General features: G+C 39.3%; 14 protein-coding genes. 1 reads left to right on the top strand and 13 read right to left on the bottom strand.

What is annotated here, in order from left to right:
• Nucleotides 1-363 precede the first annotated feature (363 nt).
• The 12 genes from WJR50_RS16135 to WJR50_RS16190 all read right to left on the bottom strand — a co-directional run bounded on the left by WJR50_RS16135 (nucleotide 364) and on the right by WJR50_RS16190 (nucleotide 13718).
• Complete coding sequence (locus WJR50_RS16135) at nucleotides 364-516, bottom strand: hypothetical protein (RefSeq protein ID WP_341294341.1); 153 nt, start codon at nucleotides 514-516, stop codon at nucleotides 364-366.
• 1552 nt (nucleotides 517-2068) lie between these two features.
• Complete coding sequence (locus tag WJR50_RS16140) at nucleotides 2069-3061, bottom strand: DUF6371 domain-containing protein (protein ID WP_341294342.1); 993 nt, start codon at nucleotides 3059-3061, stop codon at nucleotides 2069-2071.
• A gap of 85 nt (nucleotides 3062-3146) precedes the next feature.
• Entirely contained in the window at nucleotides 3147-4697 is a 1551-nt protein-coding gene (locus tag WJR50_RS16145; RefSeq protein WP_341294343.1) for a YfjI family protein, read from the bottom strand.
• A gap of 179 nt (nucleotides 4698-4876) precedes the next feature.
• Nucleotides 4877-5149, bottom strand: a complete 273-nt coding sequence (locus WJR50_RS16150; RefSeq protein ID WP_341294344.1) for a helix-turn-helix domain-containing protein — start codon at nucleotides 5147-5149, stop codon at nucleotides 4877-4879.
• 248 nt (nucleotides 5150-5397) lie between these two features.
• Nucleotides 5398-6672: a site-specific integrase gene (locus tag WJR50_RS16155; RefSeq protein WP_341294345.1), complete on the bottom strand. Its 1275-nt coding sequence runs from the start codon at nucleotides 6670-6672 to the stop codon at nucleotides 5398-5400.
• A 336-nt stretch (nucleotides 6673-7008) separates the two neighbouring features.
• Entirely contained in the window at nucleotides 7009-8127 is a 1119-nt protein-coding gene (locus WJR50_RS16160) for an ABC transporter permease (protein WP_341294346.1), read from the bottom strand.
• Nucleotides 8124-9236 carry an ABC transporter permease gene (locus WJR50_RS16165; RefSeq protein ID WP_341294347.1) on the bottom strand — a complete coding sequence of 371 codons (1113 nt, stop codon included), beginning with the start codon at nucleotides 9234-9236 and terminating at the stop codon, nucleotides 8124-8126. The genes WJR50_RS16160 and WJR50_RS16165 overlap by 4 nt, the downstream gene beginning before the upstream one ends.
• A complete protein-coding gene (locus tag WJR50_RS16170) occupies nucleotides 9233-9961 on the bottom strand; it encodes an ABC transporter ATP-binding protein (protein ID WP_341294348.1) in 729 nt (242 codons plus the stop codon). Before WJR50_RS16170 ends, WJR50_RS16165 begins: the two co-directional genes overlap by 4 nt.
• Nucleotides 9958-10878 carry an ABC transporter ATP-binding protein gene (locus tag WJR50_RS16175; RefSeq protein ID WP_341294349.1) on the bottom strand — a complete coding sequence of 307 codons (921 nt, stop codon included), beginning with the start codon at nucleotides 10876-10878 and terminating at the stop codon, nucleotides 9958-9960. Before WJR50_RS16175 ends, WJR50_RS16170 begins: the two co-directional genes overlap by 4 nt.
• Complete coding sequence (locus tag WJR50_RS16180; protein WP_341294350.1) at nucleotides 10875-11774, bottom strand: HlyD family secretion protein; 900 nt, start codon at nucleotides 11772-11774, stop codon at nucleotides 10875-10877. Before WJR50_RS16180 ends, WJR50_RS16175 begins: the two co-directional genes overlap by 4 nt.
• Nucleotides 11774-13036 carry a TolC family protein gene (locus WJR50_RS16185; protein ID WP_341294351.1) on the bottom strand — a complete coding sequence of 421 codons (1263 nt, stop codon included), beginning with the start codon at nucleotides 13034-13036 and terminating at the stop codon, nucleotides 11774-11776. The genes WJR50_RS16180 and WJR50_RS16185 overlap by 1 nt, the downstream gene beginning before the upstream one ends.
• Nucleotides 13037-13109: 73 nt before the next feature.
• Nucleotides 13110-13718: a TetR/AcrR family transcriptional regulator gene (locus WJR50_RS16190; RefSeq protein ID WP_341294352.1), complete on the bottom strand. Its 609-nt coding sequence runs from the start codon at nucleotides 13716-13718 to the stop codon at nucleotides 13110-13112.
• 231 nt (nucleotides 13719-13949) lie between these two features.
• On the opposite strand from WJR50_RS16190, the gene WJR50_RS16195 reads away from it, so the two are divergent.
• Entirely contained in the window at nucleotides 13950-15479 is a 1530-nt protein-coding gene (locus WJR50_RS16195) for a GH3 family acyl-acid amido synthetase (protein ID WP_341294353.1), read from the top strand.
• A gap of 3 nt (nucleotides 15480-15482) precedes the next feature.
• On the opposite strand, the gene WJR50_RS16200 is transcribed toward WJR50_RS16195, so the two are convergent.
• A complete protein-coding gene (locus WJR50_RS16200; protein WP_341294354.1) occupies nucleotides 15483-16214 on the bottom strand; it encodes a hypothetical protein in 732 nt (243 codons plus the stop codon).
• Between the last annotated feature and the right edge of the window lie 75 nt (nucleotides 16215-16289).

Consider the following 16289-nt stretch of genomic DNA (forward strand, 5'->3'; position numbering starts at 1 on the left):
CAGAACAGTACGGACAAAATTTGAATCAACTTCAAAAAGCTGCTTAACTTTTTGTCCAGTTTTTTATTGCAAGTTCAAGCTCATCCACAACACAGATAGCATACTCCACCAAAAGAAGGATTAAGACATGTTTACAAGAGCAGTTGAGCAATCGCATGTTATCACCGATCTAATGTTCCATCATAAAAAGGATTAAGACTCCCTTCATCGTGGTAGTGATTTAAGGGTTTAACAAAACCATATAGCGAACTCCATCATAAGAAGGATTAAGACAATTCGGTTATTACCAGATAGTATGCCCATTTTCTCACCGATAGCATACTCCACCAAAAGAAGGATTAAGGCAGTGTGTAAGATGGATAATTATTTTTCTTCTTCAGTCACCGATAGCATACTCCATCCACCAAAAGAAGGATTAAGACTATACATTGCGTCCTCCTGATGGATCAACACGATCAGGCATAGATAGCATACTCCGCCAAAAGAAGGATCACTAGCATGGTAATAAGTGAGCACATTGAGGTCTCGCTATATTCCCGTAACTTTATGTTCGCTATCTTTACGGGAATTCACGCAATAGTTGCAGGACGTTTATTTAGAAATTACTCCATCAAAAGAAGGATTAAGACCCTGAAAATAATTTTCCTCTTCATCTTCATACCAGTCACCGATAGCATACTCCACCAAAAGAAGGATTAAGACTACTCAATCTCAATCTTATAGTGATAATCTGTACTCACCGATAGCATACTCCACCAAAAGAAGGATTAAGACTAGGTTCATGCTCAATTTTAAGTTGTTTAAATACATCACCGATAGCATACTCCACCAAAAGAAGGATTAAGACGGGAATCTGTTTGAGCGAACGTTACTGATCATGTACACCGATAGCATACTCCACCAAAAGAAGGATCACTAGCATGGATGTGAGCAAATGTATCACGCAATATTTCCGTAACTTTAGGTTCGCAGCATTTACGGTAATTCACAGAAAAATTACGGGACATTTATTGATGAAGAACTCCTCCAAAAGAAGGATTAAGACACATTATCTTTGCTCAGCCCTTCATGGAATTGCACACCAAGAGCATACTCCACCAAAAGAAGGATTAAGACTTAAAAAAAGTAGTGCCAGTGTTGAAATGAAAATCACCGATAGCATACTCCACCAAAAGAAGGATTAAGACGCAGTGGCCGGGATGTATTTAGTTTTTTGGGTCATTCACCGATAGCTTACTCCATCAAAAGAAGGATTTCTAGTAGTATAATAATTAAGCAAAATGCAGTCACGCTAAATGCCCGTAACTTTAGGTTCACAGTATCTCGGACCTTCACGCAATGATTACGGGACCGTTTATTAATGAAAAAAATCTACCAAAAGAAGGATTAAGACTCCTGTACTAAATCTTTACAGTATTCAGTATCAAACACCGATAGCATACTCCACCATAAGAAGGATTAAGACCCTATGTTTATTTCCTTAGCGTCAGGTGTTTGGATTCACCGATAACGTTCTCCATAAAAAGAAGGATCACTAGCATGGTAATAAGTGAGCAAAATGAGGTCACGCTACATTCCCGTAACTTTAGGTTCGCAGCATCTCAGAAATTCACGAAATGATTATGGGACGTTTGTTGATAATAAATTCTACCAAAAGAAGGATTAAGACTTTACTTTCTTCTGCACACCAATAAGGAATTCTCTGGCACCAAGAGCATACTCCACCAAAAGAAGGGTTACTATGAGGTTAATAAGTGAGCAAAATGAGGTCACGCTACATTCCCGTAACTTTAGGTTCGCAGCATCTCGTAAATTCACGCAATGATTACTGGGCGTTTATTAATAAAAAATTCCACCAAAAGAAGGATTAAGAATCAAAAAGCATGTTCGCAAAGTATGTCTCATTGTAGCCATACAAGATTCCATCAAAAGAAGGCTTACTATTCGGGTAGAATCTGAGCACAATGCAGTCACGCTAGATCCCCGTAGCTTTAAGTTCGCAGCATTTACGTTGCTTCACGCAACAGTTCCGTGACTTTCTATTACGTACATTAGGGATAATAATTCTTCAATCCCAGTCATCTGGATACCCCAGTTCATTCAGCACATTTCCAAACGTTTTGTCTATAGGTAATTGGTCCAGCAAATGGTCTGCTATATCGGACCCATCATTTATTTCCGCTTTATAGTCAGAAACTGTAGTTTGAATATTGTACTTTTGATTCACCTCCTGAGAAATATGAGTCCACCTCTTTCTTGCTTTCTCTTCCAAATCTGGGAAAAATACTACCTTTCTATTTTGAAGAACTTTACATTTCTCTTCATTTAAAAGAGTTTCTCCACCAGTAGCCAGCCAAATAATGTCTCTGAAAAAATAGCTTGCTATCATAGCAGTCTTTTCTCCTTCCACAATAGCAATTTTTGTATCGTCATCAACTTGAGATAACAAATGCTGGCCAAATAAACACTGTTTTAACTGATAATTGTCAGGACGGTATAGTGAATGAACAAAGTTGAAATGGTATTTACTTCTACGCCCAGAGTCAGGATCGTGGAGCATGATTTTACCAGTACGTATCAGGCCATTCTCATCTACCTGCCAAAAAATGTTTGCCCCTGGCCATTGACGAGAAGTTCCCAAATGATACATATTTGCTATTTTAGAAGCCCAACAATTACCAAATTTGTGCTCCAAAAACAGATAAAAGTAATTATGCTCATAATACTTTAATGTAGCCTTAAATTTATCATGTGGGATAGTTGAAAAAGGTGGTGTATTTATACTTGAAGCATGTATTTTTTTAGGTGGAGCAATGTTATGATTCTTTACAGTATCATAACTTTCATTTTCATATAGAGATTTGAAATAATTACTATCGGGTTTGTTGAAATAGCCACAATTGTTCTCACGGTCACATTTTCCAAACTCATATGGCAAATACTCCATTGTATCAAAGTTGTAGTATCGCACATATCTTTTTTTTCTACAGTGAGGTGAGGGACACTTCCATTTTTTAGGTTTATGGCTTCCAAGACGTTTATCTAATGCAATATTTAACATGCTATGATACTCAAGATAATATTTATTATAGTAGGGTTATTGCATGCTATAAAACCCACAAAATAATTTTATAGGTTTTATAGGTTCAATTATGAGATATATTGTAAATCTTGGGATTGATACGGTAAACTTTGTTCCTTGGCCTACCAGGTCCTTTTGCTTCGGAGATTTTTTTTTCAATAATCCAATCATGCTGCTCTAGAATTGTAAGAGCCTCCCTAACTTCATTAAGTTGTCTAAGGCTACTCCATTTCTTCTGCATAATAATATTACGATTAAACTCGCCAGTCAGCTTTTTTTGCAACAACATTTTAGCAAGTTTTTTAACACTATTTTTTGTAGGATTGCCTGCCAATTCGTAAATCCTGGCTGCATGTGTTTCAAGCACATCACACCATTGAATAGCTAGTTCAGTAGCTTTTTTTGATATGCCTTCTTCAGACTTACCACCATCCGCTAAGTCCAATAAATGAAATATTAATGCCAATGAGGGAACCAGACTACGGTATTTATTCAGATGTTCTCTTAGTAAGGTAGGAATCTCAGCGTTATGAATTTTACTCATAAGACTTTCATAAAATTTAATATACAGAAGTTGAGCATCAGCACTGTAATGAAAGTGGACATAATCATTCTTTGGTTCTTTAATCCCAAAGTGTAATAAGCTGTCACTTGCTAGTTTTTCAACAATCTGAACTGCATTTTTCAACGCAATTCTATCTGGAGATTTATCAACATATTTTTGTTGTACAGAATTATCAGGATAAACTAGTAGCTGAAATCTTTGAGTTAAACCATCATTCTTTGTAGATATATTCTGTATCAAATAATTTATAAGTTTATCCGGTTGTATCCCTCCTGAAATTGACAGGCAATTATTGGGAATTAAAGTAGATCCTCTTTGAATTCTATCTATTAGAAAAGGGCTATCTCCACTCCAACCTTCTAAAAAAAAAGAACGGGCTTGTTCATTACCTTCCTTATCTAACAAGCTTAATAGGCTAGCGATCTCATCCCTAAAAAGTAAAACCCCATTTGGGTTTTCAGTTAAAATATCAGCTAGCTTTTCTGGGGTCACATCATTAACTTGATATCTCTTTAATACAGGCTTTTCAGGTTTATTTCTAAGAGCTTCTTCTAATGCCTTTACAGACTCATTACTCTTATTTTTCTTAATTTCAGTTTTTAGGTTTTTAATAAGCGCAGAATGGGCTTCATTGGCAGCTTCATAAGATACTAGATTTGATTGATAAATTTCACGGGATGAATTTTGTAAATACTGTAAAGGTTGTAGTGTAAGTTTTAAACAAGAGGTCTTATTGGAGGAAGGAGGAGCGACTATCCCTCCCCAAAGATTTGGAGTTACAGCCCAATCATCTTTCTCTTTTGGCATGACTCTGATTTTTGCACCTATCACTGATCCAAGCATACAAATTGCAGAAACTGCGACAAAGTCCAAAGGAACACAAAGCCTTTGAGAAATATCTTTCATCCAGGCTCTAATAGGAAGTGGTAACATAGATTCTGTAAATGATTTAACAGGTAAAAGTGGTGACTCAACTGGTACAGGATCTGGGTAAAGTGCTTCATCAGACAGGTTAGAAAAACTATCTGATATTTTTCTTAATATGGACATGTTTTATTATAGTTTGATACTGGCAATAGAATACTGAGTCAAAGCCCTCATTTTGACTCTGGTTGCTATTGTTTGCATTCCTTCATTACCTAATGGGAAGAAAGCTTACCGCAAGTTTAGATTAGATTATAATTTTTGCGTCGGGGGAATTATGAACTTGTTGCTATAGTCTAATTCCCTTAGGTTTTTCTTTTTTTTGCTTTTATAGCATCTAATACATCTTTCTTTGAAAAAAAGACCCTATGCCCGATTTTAGAATATTCAATAACTCCTCTTTGCATCCAAGAATTTAGGGTACCTAATGATATTTCCAGCAAGCTGGCAACCTCTTCCCTATTGAGAATTTTGTCTTCTTTATCTTCAGATAATACCCCTATCTTATTTTGATTTAACTCTTTTAAACAATCCATTAACTGCTGCTTTGTAGTAATTATTAACATTCTGTCTTCCATAATTATTTTTTATTTAATGTTAGATTCAAGTAAGAAGGATGCTAATTAAAGGTCAAATCCATTTGGGATTATACTGGATCATTTGGGATTAATTGGGATTATCCGTGATTAATCGTAAAATACAATTTCACTTATTTGAATAAAGCTTCCACTTAGAAAATTCATTCAAATAACCCTGGTTAGAAATCAATGGGTTGTAAAAAAGTCTACTTGAATGGAGACATGATTTTGGATGCTATTTACTTTAGTTATACTATCTCAGGCTTATATTTAAGCCACACATCATTAATAGCTTTAGCCTTATCTTTCTCACCTATTTTTAAGTATCTTTTAAAATTTCTATAATCTTTATGGCCTGTTATAGACATGAGTATTTCAGTTCTAACCCCTCCTAAATAATGGATAGTTACAAATGTTTTCCTCCCTACATGTGAGGTGATTAATTCATATTTATTGTAAAGCAGTTCTACCCTTTTTGACCCGCTATTTCTTGTAATAATAATTGGCTCATTTAACTCTGCCATTTGAGCTAGTTCTTTTAAATATGTGTTAAATTTCTGAGCGCTAATTGGATACATATTTCCTTCCAAAAACTCTTTAATAACTTTTTTAGCAGGAGGTGAAATTGGTATTTTTAGCCTATCATTAGTTTTTATAGTAGTAAGATTAATTAGAATTGCATCTTCGTTAATATTATCAGGCTTTAAATTTACGATATCTGAATAGCGTAAAGATGTGTAGCATTCTAATAGAAATAAATTTCTAACATTATTAAGTTTTTTATTTCCAGATAAATCTAACTCTTCAAAAGCTTCAATTTCTTCAATATCTAAGTGAATAATCTCAACATCATCTTCTTTTACTTTAAATTTCTTATAGTTTTTGTTGATAGTTAACTCTTTCTCGGTAGCATAATTCATAAAAGCTCTGAGCCGTACTAAATAACTCTCAATTGTATTATTGGCTAATCCAATTTTTTTATCAGGAATATTAATGATATGATCATCTTTTGTCAGATAATCTGGATGGCTTATCAAATGAGTAATATAATTATCAAAAAAAACATCATTTAAACTTTCAAAAGTAATTTTGTAACCAGTACTCTTTTGAAATTTTTTAAGGGAATTGTATGTGGTATAATGCTTCTTTATTGAACTTTCCTTACTCGTATTTTTCTTAGATTCAATAAATTTTTTGTATTCTGTAAAGAAGTCCAATTTTTCAATTGGCTTAGTAGCCTTTATAATATCATCTTTAGTGAAAACGGTTCTATTTATTTTAGCTTTTCTATGAGCCTTCCTCACCTCTTTTTCAATATTCTCTAAGCGTTTATTCAAATCCTCATAAAATTCTTCAGTAGATATTTTCTCTTTAACTCTTTGTTTTTTGTTATCCCAATTTGATGGTTCAATTGTCTCCCCTATTGGTACCTTAATTCTTTTCCCTTCAAAATGATAATACAGTAAAATTCGTGTTTCTTTTTTGGAGTTCGGCTTATCCAAGTACCAATTTAGCTTTGCCATATACAGGACAGTTTTCAGGACAGTTTTTCTATTTTTATTTGATTTTACTTAATCTTCATTGCTTCAAAAATAAGCTTAATGTTCAGTATATCAAATATTTACATTTAAGTAAATTCAAGTGAAAATAATGTTTGTTCTCCCGCTCCTGGTACATTTAAAGCTGGTCAATATGACCAGCTTTTTTTGTTTACATCCTGTGAACATTAGGTCGTGCCGGTCAACTGGGCAGCATTCCGTTGGAGTGGCGATTCACTCCCACTCCTGGCACTTAAAAAGCCCGTAAATTAAATTTTCTGGGTTTTTAGTGCACTTTATTTCACAATTGTGGATCTGAAATCAGGCAGTGGTCTTCCGATAGTTCCAGATGGCCAGCAGATTAATACCTATTGCATAAAGGGCAATGATGCCGAAAAGATGGGCTACATCAGTGAAAGTACTGCCCTTCAGCAATACCATCCGCATGATCTTGACGAAATAAGCTACCGGATTAAATCGCGTAATCATTTGTGCCCAGTCGGGCATATTTTCTATAGGCGTAAATAGTCCGCTCATCAAGATAAAAATTACCAGAAAAAACCAGGAGACAAACATGGCCTGCTGCTGGGTGTCGGTAATGGTAGAAACAAACATGCCCATGCCTAAAACCAATACCAGATAAATGCTGGCGAACAAATAAATCAAACCCAGGCTGCCTTCAAAACTGATCTGAAAATGATAGTGGGCAATAAGCAGTCCTATGCTAAGTTCTACCAAGGCGATAATGAGAAATGGCAGCAGCTTACCAACAATGAACTGGTATTTTTTGATAGTGGTCACATTCAGTTGCTCAATCGTTCCTATCTCTTTTTCCCGAACGATGTTCATGGCCGACAGGAAAACGGCAATCATGGTGACCAGAAGTACCAGTATGCCCGGCACCATAAAGGTCTGGTAGTTCAACTCAGGATTATACCAATTGCTGCTTTCAACTCTGATTACTGCGCTATTGAACTGCCTACTCTTAAGAGTTTCAGCACCTACATTTTGATTATAATCCTGTAAGACTGTACTGATATAGGAATTAGCTAATCCAGCTTTGGTCCCGTTGATCGCGTTGATCAGAAGCTGAACTGGGGCCTGTTTTTGTTTGTACAAATTCTTTTCAAACTCAGGAGGAATATTGAGCAGCACATCGGCCTGATCGTAATCCAAAGCCTGATAGCCTTCTTCCAGATTTTCTGAGCTGCCTGTTAGCTGAAAATAGTCGGAGCCTTGCAGTTTACCCAGAAGCTGTCCCGAAGCCTGACTTTTGTCATGGTCTACTACAAATACTTTGATATTCTTGATTTCAAAGTTTGCTGCATAAGACAGCAGGAATATCTGCACCACCGGCATCACAAAAAGTATCGGCAGTAAGCTGCGATTACGAAAAATCTGCAGAAATTCTTTTTGTATCAGAAAAAATATCTTTCTCATGACTGACTGAGTCTGACGTTGAACTTAAGAATACTTAACGCTAACAGAAATAGCGTCATCCCTGTCAATACTGCTGTCTCAAAAATTACCGAAGCTAAACCTGTCCCCTTCAACATCACATTTCTGATAATGATGATGAACCACTTGGCAGGAATAATATTACTTATCCACTGTAGTGGGATCGGCATACTCTCAATGGGGAAAATAAAACCCGACAGAATGATGGTAGGCAGCATCAAACCCATGAGTGAAAAAAGGAGAGCGGTCTGTTGAGTCTCAGCAATGGTAGAGATCAGGATGCCAAGCGACAGTGACAATACAATGTAGAGAAAGATCTCCGCGATCAGTAAACCCAGGTTTCCCTCAAGCGGCATTCCAAAAATCGTAGCGCCTATGATGAGTATAGTAGCTGCATTGATTAGTGCCAATACGATATAAGGAATTGACTTACCCAGAATGATGACTGCCGGACGTAAAGGTGAAACCAACAGTAGCTCCATGGTACCGGATTCCTTTTCCCGCGCAATGGTAATAGAAGTCATCATTGCACCAATCAGCAGCAGAATGACTGTAATGAGGCCGGGAACAAACATATAAGTCCCTTCCAACTCAGGATTGTACAGCATACGCAAATCCGGTTGAACTTGAATGATACCAGCCTTATTCTGCATCTGGCTCAACTGATAATCCTGCACAATAGCACGCACATAGCTTGTGAGTGTAGAGGCGGTGTTGGGATCAGTCGCATCGGCAATCAATTGAAGGTTACTGCTACCATTTTTCAGCAGCTTTTTCTGAAAATTATGTTCAAAAATAATGACCAGCTTAATATCCCCTTTCTTAAAAGCCTCCTCAATCTGTGCTTCAGAATGTAATATGCTACTAAGCCGGAAATAACCTGAAGCTAAAAGCTTATCCGTGATTTGCCGCGTAGCACTATCCTTGGATTTATCTAGAATGGCTATGTCCGCATTTCGGATTTCATTGGTGATGGAAAACCCAAAAAGAATAATCTGGATAATTGGCATTCCAAACAGAATGGTCAGGGTACGCCCATCCCGGAATATATGATAAAACTCTTTCTTGACGAAGGACAAAAATCTTTTCATGGTCGGGCAAGTTGTATGAAAACATCGTTCATGCTCTCGGCATGGAATTGCTTCTTCAACTGATTAGGTGTATCCAAAGCTTCTATTTTTCCGGCCACCATCATGGAAATGCGATCGCAATATTCCGCTTCATCCATGTAGTGGGTAGTGATAAAAATGGTAACCCCCTCATCAGCAGCTTCATAAATCATCTCCCAGAATTGTCGGCGGGTGATAGGATCAACACCACTGGTGGGTTCATCCAGAAAAATGATCTGGGGACTGTGCAGGGCAGCTACTGAGAAAGCTAATCTTTGTTTCCACCCAAGCGGTAAAGCTTTTACCAGTTGCTTGCGCATTTCAAATAGTTGTAACTTATGTACAAGACTACTACTCTTCTCTTTGATCTGCTTTCGGGAAAGCCCGTAAATCCCTCCGTAAAAACGGATGTTTTCCTCAATAGTCAGGTCTTCGTACAAACTGAACTTCTGGCTCATATAACCAATGTTCTGCTTGATTTTCTCCGACTCCTGATATACATTAAAGCCTGCCACTTTAGCTTCACCTTCCGAAGGACTAAGCAGCCCCGTAAGCATTCGCATGGCGGTAGTTTTACCCGCGCCATTGGCTCCTAGAAAGCCAAAAATTTCTCCTCTTTTCACCTCAAAACTGATCTGGTCTACCGCCTTAAAACTTCCGAAGTGGCGGCTCAGCTTGTGGGCTTCGATAACAAATTGAGCATTCATGAGCCTTGCGTTTCTTCGGTGGTCATCAGTTCCATGAAACGGTCTTCCACAGTAGCCTGTATCGGATTAATTACCAGACGATGATGTCCCAACTCCTTCAGATACGATTTCAGGGATTCCAATATATGCTTCTGCTTAAGCGTAAGGTGAATATATTCTCCGAAAGCATAAGCTGAAGAAGTTTCCGGGTAGGCTCGCAAATTATTGAGCAGTTTGTACATACTTTGATCAGAACTTACTGCCCACAGAGGTTTACTAAAGGTTTTTCTAATCTTATCCGGCTCATCTACTGTCATAATTTTGCCTTTCTGTATCAGCGCCACTCTTTCACACAGGCTTGCTTCATCCATATAGGGAGTGGATACCAGCAGGGTGATACCTTCGCTTTTAAGCTTACGCAGCATTTCCCACAATTCTTTGCGGGACACTGGATCTATACCGGTAGTAGGTTCGTCCATAAAAAGTACTTTCGGACGGTGTATCAGTGCGCAGGAGAGGGCGAGTTTCTGCTTCATCCCTCCCGACAAAGCACCTGCTTTACGATCTTTAAAAGGCTCAATCTGGCTGTAGATATCTTGGATCAGTGCATAATTTTCCTGAATGCTGCTGCCAAAAACAGTAGCAAAAAATTCCAGATTTTCCTGCACACTCAGATCAGGGTACAGAGAAAATCGTCCGGGCATATAGCCTACATGTTGTCTGATTTTGCGATAGTCTTCTACCACATCCCAGCCAGCAACCTTCGCCTTTCCATTGTCAGCCAGCAGTAAAGTGGTGAGGATGCGGAAAAGTGTGGTTTTGCCTGCACCATCAGGACCTATCAAACCAAATAGCTCTCCTTCTTTGATATCCAGATTCACTTCACTCAGCGCCTGCACATCACCGAAATTTTTGGAAATTTGCTCTGTCTGTATCATGATTCGGCTTCATTTGGATTGAATAATACTTCGCCGGGCATACCGATTTTCAGGCGACCATCATTTTTGACCCGCACTTTTATCGCATATACCAGGTCTACCCTTTCTTCCTTCGTTTGAATAATTTTGGGGGTAAACTCCGCCTCGTCCGATACCCAGCTAAGGGTGCCTCGCAAACGATGAAAACTGTCTGCATCCTGATCAATAAGCACCTCTACTTCCTGACCAATTTTCACATCATCTAACTGGCTACCACTGATGTAGGCTCTCAGCTCCAGATAGTCCAGATCGGCCATGCGTAGCAGAGGCGTCCCTACATTGACCATCTCATGCGCTTCGGCCAGTTTCACCAGTATAGTACCATGAAGGGGAGCATCCACGCGAGCATCTTTGATTTGCTCGTCTAGCTGAGTAATGCGGGATTCCATGGTTTCTATTTCAGCAGCCAACGGTCCAAATTCAGTACGGGCGGAAGCTATTTGTCTTTCCAATACTTCCAGACGGTTTTGCAGATCGTCTACCTGCTTGGTAGTTGCGGCTCCTTCTTCAGCCAGAATCTGAAAGCGTTTCAGTTCGCCGGCAGCGTTTTCCCTCTCTTCCTGCAATACATCAAGGCGGGAGGATACTCCCGGCTGACGGGCTTTGATGGCATTGATACCTGCCTTGAGTTCCTGCTTTTTCAGGTGCAGTTGTGTGGTGTCAAGCTGCGCAATGAATTGACCTTCATAAAATTCCTCTCCTTCTCTTGCATCAAAATTCATTATTTTACCAGCCACCTCAGCAGACAACGTCACTTCAGTAGCTTCAAAATTTCCGTAAGCATCGGCCACATCTGAGTCCTGCTGACAAGCAGTAAACAGTAGGGCAAGGGTGAGTATGGTCATCGGTGTTTTCATCAGTAAAGTCCTTTTTCGGTGAGATAGGCAACTTTTGCCTGAATTAATTGAATGTAGTGCAAACTATGGTTGAGTCGGGCTTTTTGTTCTTCATGTACATCATCCAGATAATCTGTCGGTGTAATGATGCCCTGATCCAACTGACGGGAAGCATATTGTCTGATCTGTTGCATCATGCTGATGATTTCTTCATCCTGCTCCAGCAATTGCTGGTACCGGCTCATGTCAGCCTCCTGTTGTTCCAGTTGAATGCGGATATTTCTTTCCAGGTTTTCCTCCTCAGTGCTGAGAATCTGCTGCTGCAAGCTCACTTCTTCCCGCTTTCTTTTGATGCTTCCCCAGTCCATAAATTTCCATTGCAGCCTGACACCCGCCTGATAATAAGGGCTGGTGTTGATCTCAAAAAAGTTGAGCGGATTAGGATATCCAAAACCACCCTGAGCAAAAGCCGAAAGCATGGGCTTATTCTCTGTACTTATCAGCTGAGATTGTGCCCCAAGGTTTTGGGATTGCAAAGCCAGAAGTTCAAGTTCAGGACGATCAATATTGGTATTGGCAATACTAACTTCAGGCGTACGTAAAGCTGTGGCTTCTGTGATTTCAAATCCGGTCAGTGTGCTAAGGGTGTGCAATGCGGCATTTTCCCGGGCAGTCAGTTCAGCCAATTGCTGTTCCAGCCTGGCAATTTTGGAACGCAGTCGCAATGCATCGGCAGGCAAGGCTACTCCTCCCCTAAGTCCAGCTTCAACAGTTTTTAGCTTATCCTGAAGTAAATCTCTGGTGCCCAGCAAAATTTCTTCAGACTGTCGGGCAAGCAGTATGGAAAAATAGCTCTGCTGCACCATAGGTTTGAGCTGCTGAATATTTACCTCCTGTTGCTGCATGTCAATTGCAAGCTGCTGTTCTTCCAGCAATTGGCGAGCAGCTCTGCCTCCACCACTATAGATCGGCTGATTGATATCCAGTGATACCTGCCAGCGCTCCTTGGGGAGTTCAGGAAGTTCAGCTCCTGGCATACTTAGCGGAAACTGAATCACGTCCGACTGATAAGTAGCCTGTCCGTTTAAGTTGAGCTTGGGCAGGTAATCCGCCTGTATGTTTTCTCTGCGAAGCTGACTTACCTGCTGTAGCAATTCCTGTTGCTTGAGCAGTGGAAAATGAGCGATCGCTTCATCCTGACAGGCCTTCAGGCTAAGCGTATCAGCCATTTGGGCTATACCTGAATGCGTATACAAGAGTAAAATGAATAGGCCATATTTCATGGTATTGGCTATTAAATTGAAAATCCGATTTTTCTATTTTACCTAAATGGGTAAATTATGGGTAAAAAAAATTTCAGGGCCGCAAAGCGCTTTTGACAAAATCTGCTACCAGCACTTTTCGCTCCTTTATCAACTTCTGAAATTCAGAGTTATCTACATCCAGCAGTACCTGTATCATTGGTCGGGCAAGAAAAGGAAACAGACAAAGCCCTATGATATTCATAATCACCTGCTTAGGGTGAAATGGTTTGATATTTCCCTGATCTATTTCGTATTGTATAGCCTCCAGAAATGCCTGAATATTTGGCCTTCGTTTATTGGTAAGTACTCTGTTGATAAACTCATCAGGATGACGGTTGAGCTCATTGATGACAAATAGCGGCAGATGCGGATGCTTGATCAGCATGCCCATATAAGCATCTACCATCAGATCAATTTTATTATCCAGGCTCTGCTGAGTAGTAAGTATGGTGTTCAGGCGGTTAACCATCAAATCAAAGGCTTTGCTGAAAACTGCCTCAAAAAGTTTGTCTTTGGTCTTAAAATAATAGTGCAACAAACCTTTGTTGATTTCAGCCCGATCAGCAATTTCCTGCATGCGTGCTCCGCTAAATCCTTTTTGATGGAATATCTCTTCTGCAGCGTAAAGTATTTTGTCTTCCGTGTTAAAATCTTCAGTCATTTTTTACCTGTTTGGGTAATTCATATTATACTACACGTAAGAAAGCTGATTGTGTTACCCATATGGGTAAATTTTTTTTATGATATATGATAATTTAAGATTTCTAAAATGTGCCGTATTTTTCTATAAGTATATAAGGATAAAAATACTTCTAAACCCGGAGTACGTTTTGACGTTATCTATATGCAAATACCATTTTTTTTAACTAGAACCTATCATAAATTTTTAGCTATGGCCATACTTGGCAATATCATTAAATCCGCTCTGGAACTGACGGATAAGGTAGTTCCTGAGTCTTCACCAGTAGAAGAACAACAAGAAGTGCTACAGCAGCTTCTGAAAAAAGCAAAGAATACTGCTTTTGGAAAATACTATAATTTTGCCTCACTTCTGAACGAAAAAAAAATACCTGAGGCATTTGCAGCTACTGTTCCCTATCACGACTATAACCAAATCTTTGAAGAGTGGTGGCAAAGGCAGTTAGAAGGAGGTGAAGACATCACCTGGCCAGGAAAACCCAATTATTATGCGCTGAGCTCTGGTACCACCGGTGATAGCGCTAAAAGAATTCCTATCACCGATGATATGCTGGATGCGATTCGTAAAACGGGAGTGGCACAGGTACTAGCCCTTTCTAATTTTGATCTACCTCCCGATTTCTTTGAAAAAGAAGTGATGATGCTGGGCAGTTCTACCGACCTTGGTCATAATGGTGATCATCTGGAAGGAGAAATCAGTGGAATCTCCGCCAGTAATATACCCTCATGGTTCAGAGGCTATTATCGCCCCGGACCTGATATTTCCGCGCTGGAAGATTGGGATGAAAGAGTAGAGCAGATTGCCAAAAATGCCAAAGATTGGGACATCGGAGCGTTGAGCGGTATACCTTCCTGGAATGAGCTAATGCTAAAGAAGATCATTGAATATCATAACTTAAATCATATCCATGAAATCTGGCCCAGCTTGAGCGTATTTACTTCTGGCGGTGTAGCGTTTGAGCCTTATCGCAAAAGTTTTGAAGCGCTCCTTGGCCATCCAATCACCATCATTGATACTTATCTGACTTCAGAAGGTTTCATCGCTTTTCAGTCTCGCCCTAATGAACATATGGCCATGAAACTTTCTACCAGCAATGGTATTTACTTTGAATTTGTGCCGTTTAAAGACGAACACATAGATGAAAATGGAGCTATCGTTCAGGGCACCAAAGCTTTGACGCTGGATGAGGTAGAAGAAGGGGTAGATTACGCCCTTATTATTTCAACCGTATCAGGAGCATGGCGATATATGATAGGTGATACCGTGCAATTTACCAATAAAGAAAGAGCCGAAATTATCATTTCTGGCCGCACCAAGCATTTTCTGAACGTGGTAGGTTCTCAGCTTTCTGTACTGAAAATGAATGATGCCATTAAGCACCTGGAAGAAAAGTTTGATATAGGAATTCCCGAATTCACCGTCGCTGCGGTACGCCCTGAGAACGACTATATCCACCATTGGTATCTGGGCATTGATGGCGATGGACAAACTGACGAACAAGTACTGGCTAAGGCATTGGATGATCGACTGAGAAGCGTAAATAAAAACTATAATGTAGCAAGGGACAAAGCCCTGAAAGATGTCAAAGTTACGGTAGTCTCTCCCGGTGCTTTTTATCAGTGGAATGATAAGCAAAAGAAAAAAGGGGGGCAGGTGAAAATGCCAAGAGTGATGAAAGAAGAAGAATTCCAGGAATGGAAAGAGTTTACCAGCAAGCTCTAATTGCTACAACTCGTCATCTTCTATTTCATCTTCAATCGGTAGAAAACTATCATCTGCATCAATAATTTCCATTACCTCTTCAGGCGACATATACAGTCGCCTGATTCTTTCTTTATAAGCGAGAGGTATCTGGGCATGGTCCAGAATAAAATGCTTGGTGCTGAGTATTTCACTACCAAGATGATGGTTGATTGCGTACAGGTCTGCTCTCTGCTCTGCTTTCATCAGATATTTTTCTGAGGTCATATAGCCGATACCAAAACGTAGGAGGGCAAATCCACTTCTATTCTTATAATCCATGATATGCCCCAGCTCATGTCCAAACCAACCTACCAAAGCATCGGTAGGCAGTTCTTCAATAGGTATAGATTTATTTTTTAGTTTAAGGGCCGGTGTGATTTTAACTATATACCTTCTCTTTTTCTTACCCTGGAAAATGCCGTACCACTTGGGTTGAGCCTGCATAAAGGATTTGATAATATCTTTGCGAAATACAAAATCTATGGGAGTCTCGGCAAGTTCAGGATAATGTGATAAAGCCTCAATCACTTCTTTCCTGATAATTTCCGGTATGTTTTTGTTTTGTGTAAAGTCTAATGAGTCAGAATTAACAAATTTATCTGAAAATAGACCGTTTGTAGGCTTGAATGTTTTAGTTTCATCTTCTTTTCCATAAATAACTAACCAACTTACAGAGCATATCAGTAAAGAAACAAGCACTAGGCTTCGTCGCATAAAGTTTTAATAATTCTTGGAGAATGTTTACAACAAAGTATCAACTCTTTTTGAGCCCTGAATTGTTTCAACCGA

Source organism: Catalinimonas locisalis, from assembly GCF_038039535.1.
Taxonomy (GTDB): domain Bacteria; phylum Bacteroidota; class Bacteroidia; order Cytophagales; family Cyclobacteriaceae; genus Catalinimonas.